Origin of the sequence: Streptomyces sp. NPDC058284, from assembly GCF_042881135.1 — a bacterium.
In the GTDB taxonomy this organism is placed as follows: Bacteria; Actinomycetota; Actinomycetes; order Streptomycetales; family Streptomycetaceae; genus Streptomyces.
Window position 1 is genome coordinate 292,194 of sequence record NZ_JBHVYE010000002.1, and the last position, 15,318, is coordinate 307,511.

The following is a 15,318-nucleotide window of genomic DNA, read 5'->3' on the forward strand; positions in this document are numbered from 1 at the left end:
TCTCAGTCGGCGATGGGCTGGGCGGGGCGGGCGTTCCCAAGGGGCGGTGGTGTCATTTCGCGGGAGCGCAGCCAGACTTCGCAGGCGATCGTCGGGTGCAGCAGGTAGCTCTCCGTCTCCGCGGCGAGAGAGCGGCGGCACCATTCACGCAGGGCGCCTTCGTCGATCAGGCCGAGCTGGGCCAGCCGCGAGTCGTCACACAGTGCCAGCAGGCGCCGACGATGCTTGCGCAGGCCGACCTCCTCCTCGAACGTGGCGTTGGCCTTGGTGTTGCGTGTCCGGCTGCCTTCCGGCACGACGCCGCGCGTGGCTTCGACGATCAGGGGTTTGTACCGCCAGGGTGTGATCCGTTCCTGTGGCCGCACGGCGAGGCAGGTCTCGATGACGCGAGTGTCGTAGTAGGGGGCGGCGACGGTGACGCCCAGAGGCGCCGCCATCTGGCCGATGTGCCGGGTCCACTGGGAGATGCCGTCCATCGCGACCAGTTCCCGGTGCTCACCGTGCCCCCTGCCCCGGGGCTCGATGCCGGACAGGTCGGCGCGTATGAGTTCGCGGGCGGCTGCGATGGCGTCGGGCGTGGCCCAGGGAGCCATCCGGGGTGGTACGGACCAGTCGAGCAGCGGTGTGTTCGTGCCGGGGGGCGGCCTGGTCAGGTCGCGGGCCACGCGTCCGAGCCAGCTCCGGTAGGAGCGCCGGTCCAGAAGCTGGCGCAGTGTTTCCCGCCGGGTCCAGCGGTACTTGGCGGCGTATCCGCGGATGTTGCGCAGTGCGGTCGAGGGATGGGTCAGTAACAAAGGGTGGAGCCGGGCGGGCGTGCCGGCGAGGAGTTCGTCGCCGCCCAGTCCGGTCATGTGCAGGCCGGATCCGCGGGCCGCGGCCATTTCCACGATGCCCATCCGGCGGTTGCGGTCGACGGTGATGATGCTGGGCGTGTCCAGTACGTCGTGGAGGGTGTCGATGCCGTCGAAGGTCATGGCCGTGTCCTGAGCCGGTACGACGTGGTGCTCGATGGCTTCGAGTTCCTGGACGGTGCGCCGGGCCCAGTACACGTCGTCGCCGGACTCGTCGTGCAGCGCGGCGGTGTACGCGACGACCTTGGTCTCGCTGAGGGCTGCCGTACAGCACAGGGCGGTGGAGTCCAGGCCGCCCAGATCCGCCGTCACCAGCTCACGCCCGCGGGTGCGTACCCCGACCGCCTCGGTGAGCGCCTCTCGCAGACGTCGGGCGCCCTCGGCGAGGGAGACGACGGGGTCGGGCGGTGACCACCACTGCCTGGTGGCGGCCCGGCCGTCGGCCTCGAGGGTCAGGCAGTGGCCTGCGGGTACGGCCCGCACGCTTCGCCACAACGGGGGCTCCGACAGCGGGTACGGCACGCTTGAGGTGAGTAGTTCGAGGGCGATCCGGCGTTCGTCGAGGTCGGCGTCGATCAGTTCGGCGAGTACGTCGGCCCGGTCGGAAGCCACGCTGACAGGGCCGTGGCCGAAGGTCGCGGTGTCGGTGTGGAACACGCGCCGCAGGTTCACGACGCCGCCCCGCACCCGCACTCGGCCGCCGCCACTGGCCACCAGGTGGAAGCTGCCGGGTCGGCGTGCGGCGCGCTCCAGAGCCGCCGACGAGGCGGAGCCGACCGCCGCGGCGTCCTGTTCCAGATCCTGCTCGGTGACAGCGTGCTCCCCGATCACCGCGATGCGTGTGCTGCCGCAGCGCCCCACGACGGCCGTCCGCTCATCCCAGCGGCCCAGCAACCAGGGTCGTCCGGATGCATGGGAGAGCGCCCGGGAGGCGTAGGGCTGCGCCCTGATGGCGAGGGGCGCGGCCGCGGCGGTGTCGGGCAACGCGATGAACCAGGCGGGTGCGGCCTGGAGGGAGAGGAGCGAATCCATGCGCAACGGCCTTTGGTCGGCGGTGAAGTAGTGCCCGGAGCAGAGGATCGGGTGGCGGCTGGACGCCACCACCCGACAGCCGGCCTGGGCTCAGGCCGGCGCACACGTCTTGCGACCCATGACCGTCAGCGGCCGGGGCCGTGCCCGATCAGAGGAGCTGCTTGCCGCCGAGGATGTCCTTGGGTCCGTTGTTCTTGATCCCGGTCACCTTGCGGAAAGTGCCGACCTTGGTGAGGGTGGGACGCTCGTACGTCATAACCATTCTCCCTTTTGAGGGCGATACGCACGGGAAAATATGTGCGGCGAATTCAATTACCTGTCCATCTCGGGACAGTGTGCGGTCGAATCCACAGGACCCACCTAAGTACGAAAGGGGCAACATCACAACGCTTGCTCTGGATCGCGAGGCGGACATGGGGCGCACAGGGGGCGCACGTGGGGCGTAAAGGGCATTGCGGTGGAAGTACGCGTGTGCGCCCCCCCTTATACGGCAAATAGACGGTCCCGAAATGCCTCATATGGGCACATTCCCCTCCGCCACTCAGCGGGATCTTTGCGTGCGGCCCTGAGGGAATGCTCTTCTGTTTATGGATGCCCAGTGCGTTCTTTCGGCGACGGACGGCCAATTCAGAACCGCACCAAACAATTGTGCGTAAGCGACTGTCCGGCAGGGTGAATCGTTTCTCCCGCCCTCATCGGCTCCCTCCAACGCCCCTTTTGAAGACACGCCCCAGACCCCCGGTCCGCCCGTCACCAGGTGAGGTGCAGCGCCTCGGGAGCCCGGTGGATCAGGGTCGGCCGCATGGTGACGGCAGGGCGGTCGTCGGCGAGCCGGAGACCCGGCAGGCGCCGGGTCAGCAGCTCCAGGGTGATCCTGAGCTGCTCGCGGGCGAGCCGGGCTCCCACACAGGCGTGCGCGCCGAGGCCGAAGGCGAGGTGGCGGCCGCTCTGCCGCCGCTCGATGTCGAAGACGTCGGGGCGCGGATGCCGGGCGGCGTCCCGCCCCGCCGCCCCGAACGCCACCAACACCTCACTCCCCTCGGGCAGTTCGGTGCCCGCGAGGGTCACGGCCCGGGTGGTGACGCGACGGAAGGCCTGGAGGGCCGTGTCGTAGCGGGCCGCCTCCTCGATCGCCGCCGGGATCCGTGCGGGCTCCGCCGTGAGCCGCTCCCACTGGTCCGGGTGGCGCAGCAGGTGGAGCACCGTGGTGCCGATCAGAGCGGTGGTGGTGAGGTGCCCCGCGATCAGGAAGTCCTGCAGCTGCGCGACGAGTTCATGGCGCTGTTCGACGGTGAGCGGCTCGTCGGCGGGTCCTGGCGCCAGGGAGGCGACGATTTCCGTGCACAGGTCCTCGCGCGGCACCGCCCTGCGGTCGCGCGCATAGCCGTCCAGAACCTGCTGCATCGTCACGATGTCCTGGGCGGCGGCCACTTGAGCGGCCTCGTCCAACGGCCGGAAGAGCAGCCGCTCGGCCTGGTGCCCGCCGTGCACGACCCTTGGTACGTCGGCGGGGTCGAGCCCGACGAGCCGCCCTGCGACCTCGCCGGGCAGGCGACGGGCGTACGCCTCCATCAGCTCGACGCGGCCCTGCCCCGCGAAGGAGTCGACGAGCGCCTCCGCCCGCTCCGCCACGTACGGCACCATGGTCGCGACCCGCACTGCCGAGAGCCCTTGGACCAGCGGCGCGCGCAGCCGCCGGTGCGCGGCGCCGTCCGAGCTCACCACGGTGCGGCGGCCTCCGAAGCCCTCGCCGAGGACCGCAAACGCCTCGGCCGACGGGCGCACGTCGCCGCGCAGCACGCGGGCGGACGAGAAGTCGTCGGGGCGGCGCAGGACCTCCCTGATGTCGGCGTCGCGGGCCACCAGCCAGGCGTCGAACTCGGGGACGAAGGTGAGCCCGTCGGCCGCGCGGGCGCGGACGTAGAGCGGGTAGGGATCGCGCGTCAACTCGTCGAGCCTGTCATGTCGTTGACGGTCCACGAGGTCCTCCGGGTGCCGGTCGTGCCGTACTGACCGCCCATCGTCGCGGAGTCCCCGGCGGGGCGGAAGGGCGCATCGAGGCGTGGACCTGGCAGGCTCGGGGGCGTGGCTTACTTCCAGTTCATCAGGGACATGTCCCTGCCCCCGGCCGAGACCTGGTCCCGGCTGACCGTGTGGGAGCGGCACGCCGACGCGGTCCCGCTGACCCGGGTGCGCGTCCGTACGCCGGGACCCACGCGCGTCGGCACGGTCTTCGCCGCCCGCAGCGGGCTCGGCCCTCTCGGCTTCGACGACGTGATGGAGGTCGTCGCGTGGCACCCGCCACGGGACACCGCACCGGGCCGCTGCCGCCTGGAGAAACGGGGCACGTTCGTGACGGGCTGGGCGGAGATCGAGGTCTACCCGTGCGACACGGGCTCCCGCCTGATCTGGCGCGAGGAGCTACGGGTACGCGCCCTGCCCGCCCTGTTCGACGCCCCACTGGCCGCGATCGCGACGCGCATGTTCATCCGGGCGGTGACCCATCTGACGGCGTAGGGGGGGGCGGGGAACTACGCAAGGGGCACGGGGAACCACGCAAGGAGCGCGGGGAACTCCGCACGGGGGGCGCGAAGCGACCCGCGGGGGGCGCGAAGCGACCCGCGGGGGGGGCGCGGGGAACTCCGCACAGGGGGCGCGAAGCGACCCGCGAGGGGCGCGGGGAACTGCGCGCCCAACCACAACGAACCCGCACTCGGCAACGAGCCCGTTCAGGCCACAGACCCGATCCGCCCCGAAGGACCCCGCGCTCCATCCGGATGGATGGGCGTGTGCGCCCCTGTGAGGGAGACCCCGCTTCCACCCCGTCGATTGGCGACGATCTCCGAGGCGATGGACAGGGCCGTCTCCTCGGGGGTGCGGGCGCCGAGATCGAGCCCGATGGGCGAGCGCAGCCGGGCCAACTCCATCTCGGTGACGCCCACTTCGCGCAGGCGCTTGTTGCGGTCCAGGTGGGTGCGGCGCGAACCCATCGCGCCGACGTAGGCGACGGGCAGCCGCAGGGCCAGGTGCAGCAGCGGCACGTCGAACTTGGCGTCGTGCGTGAGGACGCAGAGCACGGTGCGGGCGTCGACGTCGGTCGACTCCAGGTACCGGTGCGGCCACTCGACGACGATCTCGTCGGCGTCCGGGAAGCGCTGCGGCGTCGCGAAGACGGGCCGCGCGTCGCACACGGTCACGCGGTAGCCGAGGAACTTGCCCATGCGCACGAGCGCCGAGGCGAAGTCGATCGCGCCGAAGACGATCATGCGGGGCGGCGGGACGCTCGACTCGACGAGGACGACGAGCGGAGAGCCGCAGCGCGACCCGTCCTCGCCGATCTCCACGGTCGCGGTACGCCCCGCGTCGAGCAGGGCACGGGCCTCCGCCGCCACCGTGCGGTCCAGCTCCGGGTGGCCGCCGAGGCCGCCCTCGTACGCCCCAGGGTCGTCCGACGCGCGGACGAGGAGGGCGCTTCCGAGGAGGTCGGCGGGGCCTGCGGTGACGCGGGCGACGGCTGCCGCCTCCCCCGAGGAGGCGGCGGCGAGCGCGGCGCCGAACACCGGCCGCGACGCGGAGTCCGCGCGGACCGGGGTGACGAGGATGTCGATGACACCGCCGCAGGTCAGGCCCACGGCGAAGGCGTCCTCGTCGCTGTAGCCGAATCGTTCGAGGACGGTGTCGCCGTCCTCCAGGGCCTGCCGGCAGAGTTCGTAGACGGCGCCCTCCACACATCCGCCGGAGACCGATCCGATCGCCGTGCCCTCGCTGTCGACGGCGAGCGCGGCGCCCGGCTGCCTGGGCGCGCTGCCGCCGACCGCCACCACGGTGGCGACGGCGAAGTCACGTCCCTGCTCGACCCACCGGTTCAGCTCGTCGGCGATGTCCAGCATGTTCGGCCTCCTCAAGGCTCTGCGGGTGTGCGGAGGGCTCAGCGCCTCAGTGGACGCCCAGCCATCCTTCGATGGGGTTGAGGGCGAAGTAGATGATGAAGACGAGCGTCAGGCCCCACATGAAGGCCCCGATCTCGCGGGCCTTGCCCTGGGCGATCTTGATGGCGACCCAGGAGATGACGCCCGCCGCGACACCGGTGGTGATGGTGTACGTGAAGGGCATCAGCACGACGGTCAGGAAGACCGGGATGGCGGTGGCCCGGTCGGCCCAGTCGACGTGCCGGGCATTCATCATCATCATCGCTCCGATGACGACGAGCGCGGCGGACGCGACCTCCTGGGGCACGATGGCGGTGACCGGCGTGAAGAAGAGGCAGCCCGCGAAGAACAGTCCGGTGACGACCGAGGAGAGTCCGGTGCGGGCGCCTTCGCCGACACCGGTCGCGGACTCGACGAACACGGTCTGGCCGGAGCCGCCCGCGACACCGCCGATGGCGCCGCCCGCGCCGTCGATGAACAGCGCTTTGGAGAGGCCGGGCATGCGGCCCTTGTCGTCGGCGAGGTTGGCCTCGGTGCCGACGCCGATGATGGTGGCCATCGCGTCGAAGAAGCCGGCGAGCACCAGGGTGAAGACGATCATGCCGACGGTCATCGCGCCGACCTCGCCCCAGCCGCCGAACTCGACGTCGCCGAGGAGGGAGAAGTCGGGTGACGAGACCGCGCTGCCGTGCAGTTCGGGGGCGCCGTTCGCCCACTGCTTGGGGTCGATGACGTCGAGCGCGTTGAGCACGACGGCGACGACGGTGCCGGTGACGATGCCGATCAGGATCGCGCCGGGGGTGTTGCGCGCCTGGAGCATGAAGATGAGGAGCAGGGTTCCCGCGAAGATCAGCACGGGCCAGCCGGAGAGTTCACCGGCGGGGCCGAGCGAGAGCGGGGTGGCCTTGCCGGGGTGCACGAAGCCGCCCTTGACCAGGCCGATGATGGCGATGAAGAGCCCGATGCCCATCGTGATGCCGTGCTTCAGGGCGAGCGGGATGGCGTTCATGATCATCTCGCGCAGCCCGGTGACCACGAGCAGCATGATCACGACGCCGTACATCACGCACATGCCCATGGCCTGCGGCCAGGTCATCTCGGGCGCGACCTGGGACGAGATCACTCCGGACACGGAGAGTCCTGCGGCCAGGGCCAGTGGCACCTTGCCGATGAAGCCCATCAGGAGCGTGGTGACCGCCGCGGCGAGCGCCGTCGCGGTGATCAGGGCCTTCTGGCCCATGGTGTCGCCCGCGACGTCCTTGCCGCCGAGCAGGACGGGGTTGAGCAGGACGATGTACGCCATCGCCATGAAGGTGGTGATACCGCCGCGCACCTCGCGCGCGACCGTCGATCCCCGGAGGGATATGTGAAAGTACCGGTCGAGCCAAGACCTTCCGGCCGGGACGCGTGAGCCGGGGCCCGCGTCCTCTGCGGTGGTCTTGGGCTCCACTGACGACTGGGTCATGGTGCCTACTCCCAAGGTTCACAGGGGCACCCGCTCGAACGTTGCGGGATTTGGGATGGTGCGTGGGCTGCACGACCCGGGGGACGGCCCGAGACGAACGACGTCTCCCTCTGTACGAGGGGGAGTTGGGGCTCCGAGCGGTGTGGGCGGCGGGAAGTGTGACGTTCCTGGGAGGCACACACCGCTCGGAGAGCTCTGCTGGTCCCGAGCGGGGGGACCGGGTTCCTCAGTGCGGGCTCAGGTGCCCGTGAGGTGTTCCGGGCGTACCGGCGTCTTGTTGAGCTCCAGGCCCGTCGCGTTCCGGATCGCCGCGAGGACGGCCGGGGTGGACGACAGGGTCGGGGCCTCGCCGATGCCGCGGAGCCCGTACGGGGCGTGCTCGTCGGCGAGTTCGAGCACGTCGACCGGGATGGTCGGGGTGTCGAGGATGGTGGGGATCAGGTAGTCCGTGAAGGAGGGGTTCTTCACCTTCGCGGTCTTCGGGTCGACGATGATCTCCTCCATGACCGCGACGCCCAGGCCCTGGGTGGTGCCACCTTGGATCTGGCCGATCACGGACAGCGGGTTGAGCGCCTTGCCGACGTCCTGGGCGCAGGCCAGTTCGATGACCTTGACCAGGCCCAGCTCGGTGTCGACCTCCACGACCGCACGGTGCGCGGCGAAGGAGTACTGGACGTGGCCGTTGCCCTGGCCGGTGCGCAGGTCGAAGGCGACGGTGGGGCGGTGGCGCCACTCGGCCTCGATCTCGACGGTCTCGCCCTCCAGGACGTCGACCAGGTCGCCGAGGACCTCGCCGCCGTCGGTGACGACCTTGCCGCCCTCCAGGAGGAGTTCGGCGGTGGCCCAGGCCGGGTGGTAGGTGCCGAACTTGCGGCGACCGATCTCCAGGACCTTCTCCCGGACCAGCTCACAGGAGTTCTTGACGGCGCCGCCGGTGACGTACGTCTGGCGCGACGCGGACGTCGATCCGGCGCTGCCCACCTGGGTGTCGGCGGGGTGGATCGTCACCTGCGCGACGCCGAGCTCGGTGCGGGCGATCTGCGCGTGGACGGTGACGCCGCCCTGGCCGACCTCGGCCATCGCGGTGTGCACGGTCGCGACGGGCTCGCCGTTGATGACCTCCATGCGCACCTTGGCGGTGGAGTAGTCGTCGAAGCCCTCGGAGAAGCCGACGTTCTTGATGCCGACCGCGTAGCCGACACCGCGTACGACGCCTTCGCCGTGCGTGGTGTTGGACAGGCCGCCCGGCAGCTGGCGCACGTCGGCGCCCTCGCTGGACTCCCACTGGCGCTCGGGCGGCAGCGGGCGGGCCTTGATGCGGCGCAGGAGCTCGGCGACCGGGGCGGGCGAGTCGACCACCTGTCCGGTCGGCAGGAGCGTGCCCTGCTCCATGGCGTTGAGCCGGCGGAACTCGACCCGGTCCATGCCCACCTTGTCGGCGAGCTTGTCCATCTGGGCCTCGTAGGCGAAGCAGGCCTGGACGGCGCCGAAGCCGCGCATCGCGCCGCACGGCGGGTTGTTGGTGTAGAGGGCGATGGCCTCGATGTCGACGTCGTCGATCACGTACGGGCCGACCGAGAGGGACGAGGCGTTGCCCACGACCGCCGGGGAGGCCGACGCGTAGGCGCCGCCGTCCAGGACGATCTTGCACTTCATGTGCGTGAGCTTGCCGTCCTTGGTGGCGCCGTGCTCGTAGTAGAGCTTCGCCGGGTGGCGGTGCACGTGGCCGAAGAAGGACTCGAACCGGTTGTAGACGATCTTGACCGGCTTGCCGGTGCGCAGCGCCAGGAGGCAGGCGTGGATCTGCATCGAGATGTCCTCGCGGCCGCCGAACGCGCCGCCGACGCCGGAGAGCGTCATGCGCACCTTCTCCTCGGGCAGGCCGAGGACGGGGGCGATCTGCTTGAGGTCGGAGTGCAGCCACTGGGTGGCGACGTACAGCTCGACGCCGCCGTCCTCGCAGGGCACCGCGAGGCCGGACTCCGGGCCGAGGAAGGCCTGGTCCTGCATGCCGAAGGTGTACTCGCCCTTGACGATGAAGTCGGCCTTCTTGGCGGCCTCGTCGGCGTTGCCGCGGATGATCGGCTGGCGGTGCACGATGTTCGGGTGCGGGACGTGACCGATGTGGTGGTCGTCGCGGCCCTCGTGCACGAGTACGGCGTCGGGAGCGGTCGCCGAGGCCTCATCGGTGATGAGGGGCAGCTCCTTGTACTCGATGCGGATCTTGGCGGCGGCGCGGCGCGCGGTCTCCGGGTGGTCGGCGGCGACGATGGCCACCGGCTCGCCGTGGTGGCGGACCTTCTTGTGCGCGAGGACCGGGGTGTCCTGGATCTCCAGGCCGTAGTTCTTCATCGCGGCCGGCAGGTCGTCGTAGGTCAGGACGGCGTAGACACCGGACTGCGCGAGCGCCTGAGAGGTGTCGATGGAGACGATCTCGGCGTGCGCGACGGTCGAGCGCAGGGTGTGACCCCACAGCATGTCCTCGTGCCACATGTCCGAGGAGTACGCGAACTCGCCGGTGACCTTCAGGGTGCCGTCGGGGCGCAGCGTCGACTCGCCGATGCCGCCCTTGGTCTTGGAACCCTGCGTGATCTTGGTGGGTGTACCTGTGGTTCCCATGGCGTCAGACCCCTTCGGACTGGCGCGCGGCCGCGAGGCGGACCGCGTCAAGGATCTTCTCGTAACCGGTGCAGCGGCAGAGGTTGCCGGAGAGTGCCTCGCGGATGTCGGCGTCCGACGGCTGAGGGTTGCGCTCCAGCATCTCGTCGGCCGCGACGAGCAGGCCGGGGGTGCAGAAGCCGCACTGGACGGCGCCGGCGTCGATGAACGCCTGCTGGATCGGAGAGAGCGTCGCACGCGGGAAAACGCCGCCGCCCTCGCCGGTCTGCGAGTCGGTGGCTCCCTTCTCCGGGTTGGCCTGCCACTGCTGGGCGTCCTGGACCGAGGTGCCGCACGCGCCGGAGGCGCAGCCGCCGCCCGGGTGGGCGTCCTCGCGATGCCTGGCGTACTCGGCGAGGCCCTCGACGGTGGTGACCTCGCGGCCCTCCACCTGACCGGCCGCGACCAGACACGAACAGACCGGCACGCCGTCGAGACGGACGGTGCAGGAACCGCACTCGCCCTGCTCGCAGGCGTTCTTGGAGCCCGGCAGGCCCATGCGCTCGCGCAGCACGTACAGCAGGGACTCGCCCTCCCACACGTCGTCGGCTTCCTGCGGGCGGCCGTTGACCTTGAAGTTCACGCGCATTATGCGACTCCCTCAGTGCTGCGGCCGTTGCCGCGGTACGACTCCCAGGTCCAGCCGAGCGTGCGGCGGGCCATGATCCCGACGGCGTGCCGGCGGTAGCTCGCCGTGCCGCGCACGTCGTCGATCGGGTTGGCGGCACCGGAGGCGAGCTCCGCGAACTGCTTGGCGATCGAGGGGGTGATGATCTTCTTGCTCTCCCAGAAGCCGCCCTCGTCGAGCGCGGCGTTCAGGAACTCCTCGGCCGCCTTCGCCCGGATGGGCGTGGGGGCGGCGGAGCCGATGCCGGTCCGTACGGTCCGGGTCTCGGGGTGCAGCGCGATACCGAAGGCGCACACGGCGATGACCATCGCGTTGCGGGTGCCGACCTTCGAGTACTGCTGGGGACCGTCCGCCTTCTTGATGTGGACGGACTTGATCAGCTCGTCCTCGGCGAGCGCGTTGCGCTTCACGCCGGTGTAGAAGTCGTCGATCGGGATCAGGCGGGAGCCCCGCACAGACTCCACCTCGACCTCGCAATCGGCGGCGAGGAGGGCCGGGTGGGCATCGCCCGCGGGGGACGCGGTGCCGAGGTTGCCGCCGACGCCGCCGCGGTTGCGGATCTGCGGCGAGGCGACGGTGTGCGAGGCCAGCGCGAGACCGGGGAGCTCGGTGCGCAGCTCCTCCATGATCTGGGTGTACGGGACGGAGGCGCCCAGCTGGACCGTCTCCTCGCCCACCTCCCACTCGCGCAGCTCGACGATGCGGTTGAGGTCAAGCAGGTACTCGGGACGACGGTGGTCGAAGTTGATCTCGACCATCACGTCGGTGCCACCCGCAATCGGCACAGCCGTGGGGTGCTCGGCCTTGGCGGCGAGCGCCTCCTCCCAGCTGGCGGGGCGAAGGAAGTCCATGAGGCTCTCTTCTTCTTCGTGTCGAGGGTCTTTCGCTTCGAGGGGCCGGGGATTTCCGTCTGCGGGGGTATCCGTCTGCGGGGTATCCGTATCCGGGGATTCCGTTTCGGCCACCAGGGCCGTTGGTCCCTCGACTGCTCGTTCATGTGCTGTTAACGCGGAGTGGGGCAAGTACACCGCTCGCTCGTCCGATGGGGTCAGTCACCGAAACACTGAAGGAGTTGGCTGGCCAAGGCGCGCGTCTTGTAGATTCGTATGAAGAACGGGCCCCAGAAACCTCTTGGGTTCCCCCCGGAAACCCCGGCCACCCCGGGACAGCGGGCCCCGGCGCTACAGGGCGCACATGTTTGTACACACCATTCGAGACAGATCGGCGGCGACGACACCATGCGGCTGCGCGCACTCCTGGACACCGACGCGCTGGGCCTGCGGCTGCTCGGCGGCGAGGACGAGCTTGACCGCACCGTGCGCGGTGTGATGACCACGGACCTGCGGGACCCCAGCCGCTACCTGGCGGGCGGCGAGCTGGTCCTCACCGGCCTCGCCTGGCGCCGCGACGCCTCGGACACGGAACCCTTCGTACGCATCCTCGCGAGCGCGGGGGTCGCGGCGCTCGCCGCCGGTGAGGCCGAGCTCGGGGACATCCCCGACGACATCGTCGACGCCTGCGCCCGGCACCGCCTGCCGCTCTTCGCGGTCAACGAGTCCGTGGCCTTCGCGACGATCACCGAGCACGTGGTGCGCCAGGTCTCCGGCGAGCGCGCCGGGGACCTGGCCGCGGTCGTCGACCGGCACCGCCGCCTGATGACCTCGGGCCCCACGGGCGGCGGCCCCGACGTCGTCCTCGACCTGCTCGGCACCGATCTCGACCTGCGGGCCTGGGTGCTCTCCCCCGCCGGGCGCGTGGTCGCCGGGTCGGGCGCGGCGGGCGCCGCCCTGCCCGGACCGCTCTGCGCGCGCCTCGCCGGAGAGCATCTGGCGGCCGTCAGGACGGGCCGGCGCGGGCCGCACCGGGTGACGGTGGACGGCGTCACGTACTCGCTGTTCCCCGTGCGGACCAGTGGGCGCGGAGCGGCCGGCGCCTCGCGCGACGTGCGCGAGTCCGTGCTCTCCGACTGGGTGCTCGCCGTGGAGGCCGACGCGGGCGACTGGCCCGAGGAACGCCTCGACCTGCTCCAGGGCGTGACCCAGCTGATCGCGGTCGAGCGCGACCGGCGCGACGCGGCCCGCACCGTGCGGCGCCGCCTCGCCCAGGAGGTCCTGGAACTGGTGCAGACGGGCGCGGCGCCCGCGGAGATCGCGGCACGCCTGCGCGTCGCCGCCCCGGTGCTGCTTCCCGGCCTCGGCGCGGCCCCGCACTGGCAGGTCGTGGTGGCCCGGGTGGAGTGGGAGGGCGGCGAGATCGACGGCGGTCCTGTCGCCCAGTCGCTCCTGGAGGAAATCCTCGTCGACCCTTCAGCAAGTTCTCGAACCGACTCGAACAGAGGAGGCCCCATCGCGGCGGGCCCCGAGCCGTCCGACCGCATCGCGGTCGCGCACACCGGCGACGAGGCCATCGCGCTCGTACCGCTGCCCGCCGTCTCCACCGAGCACGACGGCTCGGAGACGGGTCTGATCGCGGACGCGCTCCTCGCGTCCGTCCACGACCCGCTGTCGGCCGGCCTCGACGGCGACGGCCGCCTCACGCTCGGCGTCAGCGCGTCCGTGCACTCGGCGGAGGGTTTGCGCGGCGCCCTCGAGGAGGCGCGGCACGCCCGCCGGGTCGCCGCGGCGCGGCCGGGGCGGGTCTGCGCGGCCGGCCACCAGGAACTGGCCTCGCACGTCCTGCTGCTGCCCTTCGTCCCCGACGACGTGCGCCGGGCGTTCACGGCGCGGCTCCTGGACCCGCTGCGCGAGTACGACTCGCGCCACCGCGCCGAACTCATCCCGACCCTTGAGGCGTTCCTCGACTGCGACGGATCGTGGACGCGCTGCGCCGCGCGGCTGCACCTCCACGTCAACACATTGCGCTACCGGGTGGGCCGTATCGAGCAGTTGACGGGACGTGACCTCTCGCGCCTGGAGGACAAGCTCGACTTCTTCCTCGCCCTGCGGATGAGCTGAGGTCATCGGGCACGGGGCCGGCCGGCGGTGCGCAACCGCCGGCCGGCTTGATCGCCGTTCCTTGCCCGCCCTTTGTGAATTCTTTCACCCAGCCCCTTGGCCGGACGCCGCGATCCATGCTGAGATTCGCCCACGACTCAACAGCTCAATGGTGTGCTCGGGGAGGGCAACGTGGCGCATACCGCCATGTCTGGTACCGGAACGACTGCAGGGGACGATCCACTCCAGACCGCGGTATGGCGGCTGCGCTCGCGCGGCTGCTGGACCGACGCCGCGGCGCTGCTCGCCTCGCGGGCCGGGGCCGCGGCGGCACTCCAGAGGACGGCGCTGCTCGTCGAGCGGTGCCTGTTCACGGGGGACGGCTGGGGCGAGGCGGAGGACGGTCTGCGGACCGCCGAGGCGATCGCCGAGAACGACGACGACCGGGGCGCCGCGGCCTGCGAGCGCGGCCAACTGGCGTACGCGTCAACGGTTTTGGGGGTACGCGACCGGGCCGACGAGGCGCGTACGGCGCTCGGCAGGGCAGCCGCGCTGCTCGCCCCGAACGCGCCCGGACGGCCGCTGCTCGACTTCCGCAGGGGGCTGATCGCGGAGCACATCGCCGACTCGCCGCAGTCCGCGAAGGCGGCGTACCGCAGGGCGCACGCGGGGGCCACGGTGCACTCCGACTCCCTGCTGCTCTCCTTCACCTGGCGGCATCTGGCCGGACTCGCCCTGCGCGACGGGGAGTTGGCGGAGGCGCGGCACGGTTTCACGGAGTCCCTGCGGATCCGTGAGGAGCTCGGCTACCTGGTCGGTACGGCCCCCGCGCTCGCCGCCCTCGCGGACGCGGAGCCGGAGCCGGAGGCCACCCGCCTGCGCGCCGAGGCCACCCGCCTCTTCCGCCTCCTGGGCGGCGTACCGTCCTGGCTCGCGCAGCACCTGCAGCCACCGGCCGCCGCGGTGTGATCCCCGCGGGAGCCGCCGTCAGGCTCCTGAGCCCATGAAGTGCTCCTGCACCAGGGACGCGACCACACCCAGGTCCTGTGCGGCCAATGCGTCCAGGAGCGCGGTGTGTTCGGCCGCGTCCGCGATCAGGTCGGCCCTGCCGCCCGCGACGGGGCCGCTGATCAGGGGCCACTGCGAGCGCCGGTGCAGATCGTCCGCGACCTGCACCAGCTGCTGGTTGCCCGACAGAGAGAGCACCGCGCCGTGGAAGGCGCGGTCCGACTCGGCGTAGCGCGCGAGGTCGCCGCCGGCCGCCGCCGTCGCGGTCGCCTCGGCCAGCGGCCGCAGCTCGGCCCAGCGCTCGGCGGGGACCGTGCGGGCGAGCCGGAGCAGCACGGGAACCTCGATCAGCGCCCGCACCTCGGCCAGCTCGGCCAGCTCCCGCACGCTGCGCCCGGTGACCCGGAAGCCCCGGTTGGGGACGACCTCCACGGCGCCCTCGACGGCCAGCTGCTGCATCGCCTCGCGGACGGGTGTCGCCGAGACGCCGAAGCGCTCGCCGAGGGCCGGCGCCGAGTACACCTCGCCGGGGGCGAGCTCACCGCCGACGAGAGCGGCCCGCAGCGCGGCGAGGATCTGGCCGCGTACGGAGCTGCGCCGGATCGGGCGGCGCGGACCCGGCACGCCGTGCTGGTGGTCGCCCCGGGCCGCGCGGGGCCCGCGACCCCCGGCCTTCGCCTGCTCGGGCACGCGGACGCGCGGCGGCCCGGCGAGGGACTCCCCCTCGCGTGCTCCGGTCTGCTCCACGACTTCCGCCCTGCTGGTGGCTGCTGAGAAAGGTACGACAGGCACCATAGGCGGACACGACCGGAGT

Annotated in this window: 12 protein-coding genes; 3 read left to right on the forward strand and 9 right to left on the reverse strand. The window is 71.5% G+C overall.

Annotation, left to right across the window (positions count from 1 at the left end; all coding sequences use genetic code 11):
* Window positions 1-2 precede the first annotated feature (2 nt).
* From ACFVYR_RS04595 to ACFVYR_RS04605, 3 genes are all read right to left on the reverse strand, one after another.
* Window positions 3-1,883 (reverse strand): lasso peptide isopeptide bond-forming cyclase, encoded by a 1,881-nt coding sequence (locus tag ACFVYR_RS04595; RefSeq protein WP_389611266.1) that lies wholly within the window; start codon window positions 1,881-1,883, stop codon window positions 3-5.
* Window positions 1,884-2,031: 148 nt separating this feature from the next.
* The gene (locus tag ACFVYR_RS04600; protein WP_384248423.1) at window positions 2,032-2,139 is read right to left on the reverse strand and encodes a keywimysin-related RiPP; all 108 of its coding nucleotides are present in this window, start codon (window positions 2,137-2,139) and stop codon (window positions 2,032-2,034) included.
* A 494-nt stretch (window positions 2,140-2,633) separates the two neighbouring features.
* The gene (locus tag ACFVYR_RS04605) at window positions 2,634-3,863 is read right to left on the reverse strand and encodes a cytochrome P450 (protein WP_384248425.1); all 1,230 of its coding nucleotides are present in this window, start codon (window positions 3,861-3,863) and stop codon (window positions 2,634-2,636) included.
* Window positions 3,864-3,968: 105 nt separating this feature from the next.
* On the opposite strand from ACFVYR_RS04605, the gene ACFVYR_RS04610 reads away from it, so the two are divergent.
* A complete protein-coding gene (locus tag ACFVYR_RS04610) occupies window positions 3,969-4,400 on the forward strand; it encodes an SRPBCC family protein (RefSeq protein WP_384248427.1) in 432 nt (143 codons plus the stop codon).
* A 212-nt stretch (window positions 4,401-4,612) separates the two neighbouring features.
* On the opposite strand, the gene ACFVYR_RS04615 is transcribed toward ACFVYR_RS04610, so the two are convergent.
* From ACFVYR_RS04615 to ACFVYR_RS04635, 5 genes are all read right to left on the reverse strand, one after another.
* Complete coding sequence (locus tag ACFVYR_RS04615; protein WP_384248428.1) at window positions 4,613-5,773, reverse strand: XdhC family protein; 1,161 nt, start codon at window positions 5,771-5,773, stop codon at window positions 4,613-4,615.
* Between the two features lie 46 nt (window positions 5,774-5,819).
* Window positions 5,820-7,277 carry an NCS2 family permease gene (locus tag ACFVYR_RS04620; RefSeq protein WP_384248430.1) on the reverse strand — a complete coding sequence of 486 codons (1,458 nt, stop codon included), beginning with the start codon at window positions 7,275-7,277 and terminating at the stop codon, window positions 5,820-5,822.
* A gap of 237 nt (window positions 7,278-7,514) precedes the next feature.
* Window positions 7,515-9,896: a xanthine dehydrogenase family protein molybdopterin-binding subunit gene (locus ACFVYR_RS04625; RefSeq protein WP_384248432.1), complete on the reverse strand. Its 2,382-nt coding sequence runs from the start codon at window positions 9,894-9,896 to the stop codon at window positions 7,515-7,517.
* A gap of 4 nt (window positions 9,897-9,900) precedes the next feature.
* A complete protein-coding gene (locus ACFVYR_RS04630) occupies window positions 9,901-10,524 on the reverse strand; it encodes a (2Fe-2S)-binding protein (RefSeq protein WP_384248433.1) in 624 nt (207 codons plus the stop codon).
* Window positions 10,524-11,414, reverse strand: a complete 891-nt coding sequence (locus ACFVYR_RS04635) for an FAD binding domain-containing protein (RefSeq protein WP_384248435.1) — start codon at window positions 11,412-11,414, stop codon at window positions 10,524-10,526. Before ACFVYR_RS04635 ends, ACFVYR_RS04630 begins: the two co-directional genes overlap by 1 nt.
* A gap of 387 nt (window positions 11,415-11,801) precedes the next feature.
* Between ACFVYR_RS04635 and ACFVYR_RS04640 the strand changes: the two genes are divergently transcribed.
* Window positions 11,802-13,517, forward strand: a complete 1,716-nt coding sequence (locus ACFVYR_RS04640; RefSeq protein ID WP_384248436.1) for a PucR family transcriptional regulator — start codon at window positions 11,802-11,804, stop codon at window positions 13,515-13,517.
* A gap of 186 nt (window positions 13,518-13,703) precedes the next feature.
* On the forward strand, window positions 13,704-14,465 hold the full coding sequence (locus tag ACFVYR_RS04645; protein ID WP_384248438.1) for a hypothetical protein: 762 nt from the start codon (window positions 13,704-13,706) through the stop codon (window positions 14,463-14,465).
* Window positions 14,466-14,483: 18 nt separating this feature from the next.
* Here the strand turns inward: ACFVYR_RS04645 and ACFVYR_RS04650 are convergent, their stop codons facing one another.
* Window positions 14,484-15,251 carry a GntR family transcriptional regulator gene (locus tag ACFVYR_RS04650; protein WP_384248439.1) on the reverse strand — a complete coding sequence of 256 codons (768 nt, stop codon included), beginning with the start codon at window positions 15,249-15,251 and terminating at the stop codon, window positions 14,484-14,486.
* Window positions 15,252-15,318 lie beyond the last annotated feature (67 nt).